At 66.9% G+C, this 5,232-nt stretch carries 2 protein-coding genes and 2 pseudogenes; 2 read left to right on the top strand and 2 right to left on the bottom strand.

Features of this window, described 5'->3' with window-relative positions:
• Positions 1-644 (top strand): annotated as a pseudogene (locus ENN83_RS13360) (hypothetical protein); the annotation flags it as partial.
• Positions 645-649: 5 nt separating this feature from the next.
• On the opposite strand, the gene mfd reads toward ENN83_RS13360, so the two are convergent.
• Together mfd and ENN83_RS13370 are read right to left on the bottom strand one after the other, a co-directional pair.
• Positions 650-4,093 (bottom strand): transcription-repair coupling factor, encoded by a 3,444-nt coding sequence (gene mfd / locus ENN83_RS13365; RefSeq protein ID WP_287187725.1) that lies wholly within the window; start codon positions 4,091-4,093, stop codon positions 650-652.
• A gap of 31 nt (positions 4,094-4,124) precedes the next feature.
• Positions 4,125-4,652 (bottom strand): component of SufBCD complex, encoded by a 528-nt coding sequence (locus ENN83_RS13370; RefSeq protein ID WP_287187728.1) that lies wholly within the window; start codon positions 4,650-4,652, stop codon positions 4,125-4,127.
• Between the two features lie 124 nt (positions 4,653-4,776).
• On the opposite strand from ENN83_RS13370, the pseudogene ENN83_RS13375 reads away from it, so the two are divergent.
• Positions 4,777-5,232 (top strand): annotated as a pseudogene (locus tag ENN83_RS13375) (porphobilinogen synthase); the annotation flags it as partial.

Below are 5,232 nucleotides of genomic sequence, written 5' to 3' on the forward strand. Positions count from 1 at the left end.
CCAATCTCAACCATGCGCAATTCGTCGTGCTCGTCTTCGTCGCGGCAATGGGGATCGGCACGCTGGTTGTGGGGCCGTTGTCGGATTCGTTCGGCCGCAAGCCGGTGATCCTGGGCGGCGCGGTGCTGTTCATGCTGCTGACCTCGATCCAGCAGATCTTCGACATCCATTTCGGCCGCGGGGACAGCTTTCCGCTGTGGTTCGCCCTGATCGCGGTGATCGCGGGAAGCGCGAGTTTCACCAACGCGATGTTGGTGGGCCGTCTGGGCATGCGCTTTCTGGTGCGGGTCACGCTGAGTGCGCAGCTTGCGCTGTCGGTCGCGATGGCGGCGCTGTTCTGGAGCGGGATTCTGCCGCCGGGGGCCGAATTTGCGGCCTTCATGCTGTGGGCGATCACGCTGTTCGGGATGCTGGGCCTGACCATCGGCAACCTGAATGCATTGGCTATGGAGCCCTTGGGCCATGTTGCGGGCATGGCCGCCTCGATCATCGGCGCGCTGGCCACGGTGATGTCGGCGCTGCTGGCGGTGCCGGTCGGCCAGGCTTTCGACGGCACGCCGCGGCCGCTGGCAACCGGCGTCCTTCTGGCGGTTGCCGCGGCCTTCCTGCTGATCCGGAAATTCCCGGAACGCCCGGCGACGTAAGTCACTTACGCCGTGTTCTTCACCTTTTCGGCCAGATCCCGCGCGATGCCATAGGCGCCCTTGATCCGGTCGCTGTCCCTGGTCCAGTCGCGGCGGATGACGATCTTGTTGTCCTTGACCTTGGCCAGTCCGTTCTGGCCCTGGATGAAATCGACCAGCCCGGCGGGATTGGCGAACCTGTCGCCCCAGAACTGGACCGTCGCGCCCTTGGGCCCGGCATCCAGCCGGGATATCCCCGCCCGCTTGCACATCGCCTTGATCCGCACGATCAGAAGCAGCGTGTTGACCTCTTTCGGCAGCTTGCCGAACCGGTCGATCAGTTCGGCGGCGAAGCCTTCGAGTTCGACCTTGGTCGACAGCCCCGACAGCCGCCGGTAAAGCCCAAGCCGCACGTCCAGATCGGGCACGTAATGGTCGGGGATCATCACCGGAACCCCGAGGTTCAGCTGCGGCGACCAGTCGGTATCGGCATCGCTCAGCCCCTCGAGTTCGCCCGACTTGATCCGGGCGATCGCCTCTTCCAGCATCGACTGGTACAGTTCGAAGCCGACCTCGCGCACATGGCCCGACTGTTCCTCGCCGATCAGGTTGCCCGCACCGCGGATGTCCAGATCCTGAGAGGCCAGCGTGAAGCCCGCCCCCAGCGTGTCGAGGCTGCCCAGCACGCGCAGCCGCTTCTGCGCCTGGGGGGTGAGCGGCGCGCGCGGCTTGGTGGTCAGATAGGCATAGGCCCGCGTCTTCGACCGCCCCACCCGCCCGCGGATCTGGTAAAGCTGCGCCAGTCCGAACATGTCGGCGCGGTGGACGATCATCGTGTTGGCGGTCGGGATGTCGAGGCCCGATTCCACGATGGTCGTGGCCAGCAGCACGTCATACTTGCCGTCGTAAAAGGCGTTCATCCGGTCGTCGAGTTCGCCCGCGGCCATCTGGCCATGCGCCACCACGAACGACACTTCGGGGACGTGGTCGCGCAGGAACGCCTCCATCTCGGGCAGATCCGCGATCCGGGGCACGACGAAGAAGCTTTGCCCGCCGCGGTAATGCTCGCGCAGCAGCGCCTCGCGCACCGTCACCATGTCGAACTCGCTGACATAGGTGCGGATCGACAGCCGGTCGACCGGCGGCGTGCCGATGATCGACAGGTCGCGCACGCCCGTCAGGCTCATCTGCAGCGTGCGGGGAATGGGCGTCGCGGTCAGCGTCAGGACGTGGACGTCCGAGCGCAACTGCTTCAGCCGTTCCTTGTGGTTCACGCCGAAATGCTGCTCCTCGTCGATGATCAGCAGGCCGAGATTGCGAAACCGGATCCCCTTGGCCAGCAGCGCATGGGTGCCGATCACGATATCGACCGCCCCTTCGGCCAGCCCGGCGCGCGTCGCCGTGGCCTCTTTCGCGGGGACGAATCGCGACAATTGGCGCACCTCCAGCGGAAAGCCGCGGAAGCGTTCGGCAAAGCTTTTGGCATGCTGGCGCGCAAGCAACGTGGTGGGCGCGATCACCGCGACCTGCACGCCCGACATGGCCGCGACGAAGGCCGCGCGCATCGCGACCTCGGTCTTGCCAAATCCCACATCGCCGCAGATCAGCCGGTCCATCGGGGTGCCCGAGGCCATGTCGGTCAGCACGTCCGCAATGGCGGCCAGCTGGTCGTCGGTTTCCTGATAGGGAAAGCGGGCGCTGAACGCCTCCCACATGTGGTGGTTGGGTTCCAGGATTGGCGCATTCCTGAGGTGACGTTCGGCCGCCACCCGGATCAGCCGGTCGGCGATCTCGCGGATGCGGGCCTTCAGCTTGCCCTTCCTGGCCTGCCAGGCGCCGCCGCCCAGCCTGTCGAGCAGCCCTTCCTCGTGGCCGTAGCGGCTGAGAAGCTCGATGTTCTCGACCGGCAGGTAAAGCCGGTCGCCACCGGCATATTCCAGCGCCAGACATTCGTGCGGCGCGCCGGCGGCGGTGATGGTTTCCAGCCCCGTGTAGCGGCCCACACCATGATCGACATGCACCACCAGATCGCCCGGCGACAGCGCCTGGGCCTCGGTCAGGAAGTTCTCGGCCTTGCGGCGTTTCTTCGGCGCGCGGATCAGCCGGTCGCCCAGCACGTCCTGTTCCGAGATGACCGTCAGCCCGGGCCCCTCGAAACCGTGCTCCAGCGCCCAGACGGTCAGGAAAAGCCCCCGCCCCTCGGTCACGTCGCGGATGTCGGCGGCCAGGCGGGCATCCGCCACGCCCTCGTCCTCCAGCAATCCCTTCAGCCGCTCGCGCGCCCCTTCGGAATAGGAGGCAACCACCACGGCACCTTCCTCGCGTCTCGTCTGAACATGGTCCTTCAAAGCGCTGAAAAGGCTGACCTGTTCCAGCTTGCGTTCAGGCGCGAAGTTGCGCCCGATGCGCCCGCCCGCGTCGATCACGCCGGGGCCGGTGCCCTGCGGCAGCGGGTTCATCTGCACAACGCGATGCCCGGCCAGCGCCGCCTCCCAGGCGGCATCGTCAAGATACAGCAGCCCCGGCGGGCACGGCTTGTAGACCGTGTCGATCCGGCCTTTCTGGGCCATCGCCTCGCGGCGGGTCTCGTACTGGTCGGCGACCCCCTCCCACCGCACCAGCCGCGCGGGCGTCACCTGGTCGTCAAGCCAGACGCTGGCGCCGGGCAGGTAGTCGAACAGCGTTTCCAGCCGTTCGTGGAAAAAGGGCAGCCAATGCTCCATCCCGGCATGCTTGCGCCCCGCGCTGACGGCCTCGTAAAGCGGATCGTCGGTGCCCGCCGCACCGAACTCGATCCGGTAGTTCTGCCGGAAGCGGGTGATCGCGGCCTCATCGAGGATCACCTCGGAGACCGGCGCAAGCTCGATCCTCTTCAGTTTTTTCGTGGTGCGCTGCGTCGCGGGGTCGAAGCGGCGCGCGCCGTCCAGCACGTCGCCGAACAGGTCAAGCCGCACCGGCCCCGGCTGGCCCGGCGGGTAGATGTCGATGATCCCGCCCCGGACCGCATAGTCGCCCGGCTCCATCACCGTCGGCGCCTGGGTGAAGCCCATGCGCACCAGAAAGGCCCTGAGCGCGGCCTCGTCCACCCGCGTGCCGACCAGCGCGGTAAAGGACGCATCGCGCAGCACGTCGCGGGCCGGGACGCGCTGGGTGATGGCGTTCAGCGTCGTCAGCAGGATGAACGGCCCCGGCAGGCCCTGGACCAGCGCCGCCAGCGTCGCCATGCGCGCCGCCTCGGCATCGGGATTGGGCGAGACCCGGTCATAGGGCAGACAGTCCCATGCGGGGAAATCCAGAACCACCGCCTCGGGCGCAAAGAACCCCAGCGCCGCGCGCATCGCCGCAAGCCGCCGGTCGTCGCGGGCGATATGGATCACCGGCTGGCCGGTCTTTTCCAGTTCGCGGGCCAGAAGTCGGGCGTCGAAGCCCTCGGGTGCGCCGCCAGCGGTGATGTGCAAGGGCTGTGACATGGCCGCCGGAATAAGCGCCGGGCGCGCGCTGTCAACCGCCCAGAACGCCGATCGTGAAGTTCTGCCACATTCCCCACATGGCGGTGACAAGGATCGACAGGATCCCCATGATCTGCACCCCCAGCCGGTGCCAGCGCAGCAGCCAGAAAAGCCGCTCGCCGCCGGGGTTGCGCTGTTCATAGGCGCGCGCGGTGCGCACCGTCCAGAGACCGACCAGAATCATCGGGGCCAGCAACAGGAACACCGCCTGCGAGAATTCGTTGCCATAGACGAAACCCAGCATCCCCAGCATGGTCAGCGCAAAGCTCACGAAGGCGCTGATCCACAGCCCCGAAACGCGCATGACGTAAAGGTAGCGCCGGGCATTGATCCGCACCAAATCGGCCACGTCCTCGGCCGCCTCGCCACCCTGGCGGCGCGCGCGCTGCACCAGATCATAGGGCACGCCCAGAACCCAGTGGCTGGCGGTCGACCACAGAACGGCAAGCGCGATCCAGTACCAGAGATTCGAGAATGACCGCATGTCGATCAGCTCGAAGACTTGCTGGGTGAAATTCACGGGGCCTTTGTCTCCGTTCCGGGCGCCTCGCCTGCCGGAGGTCCTGTCGTGACGAATCCCGCTCTTGAGGTGCGATCCGATCCGTGTAACCCAGTCACAGCCAATGTTGAAGGAGCTGTTGACCATGCGCCCCACCCTCGCCCCCTTCCCGATGACGCGCCTGCGCCGCACCCGCCGCACCGCCGCCCTGCGCGCGCTGACCTGCGAGACCGCGCTGGGCGTTGGCGACCTGATCTGGCCGATCTTCGTGCGCGACGGGACGGGCGTGGAAGAACCGATCCCCTCGATGCCCGGGGTGGTGCGCCGGTCGGTCGATCTTGTGGTCAGGGTGGCCGAGGAGGCGGCGGAACTCGGCATCCCCGCGATCTGCCTGTTCCCCTATACTGACCCCGCGCTCAAGTCCGAGCTGTGCGAGGAGGCCTGGAACCCCGGGAACCTGTCGAACCGCACGATCCGCGCGATCAAGGCGGCGGTGCCCGAGATCGCGGTGATGACCGATGTCGCGCTCGACCCCTACAATTCCAACGGCCATGACGGGATCGTGCGCGACGGGGTGATCGTCAACGACGAAACCATCGAG

The sequence above is a fragment of the Rhodovulum sp. genome (assembly GCF_011048875.1).
Classification (GTDB): Bacteria; Pseudomonadota; Alphaproteobacteria; order Rhodobacterales; family Rhodobacteraceae; genus Rhodovulum; species Rhodovulum tesquicola.

Coding starts and splice junctions, on each gene's coding strand:
- mfd (WP_287187725.1), bottom strand. CDS start 4,093: ATGTCACAGCCCTTGCACATCACCGCTGGCGGCGCACCCGAGGGCTTC.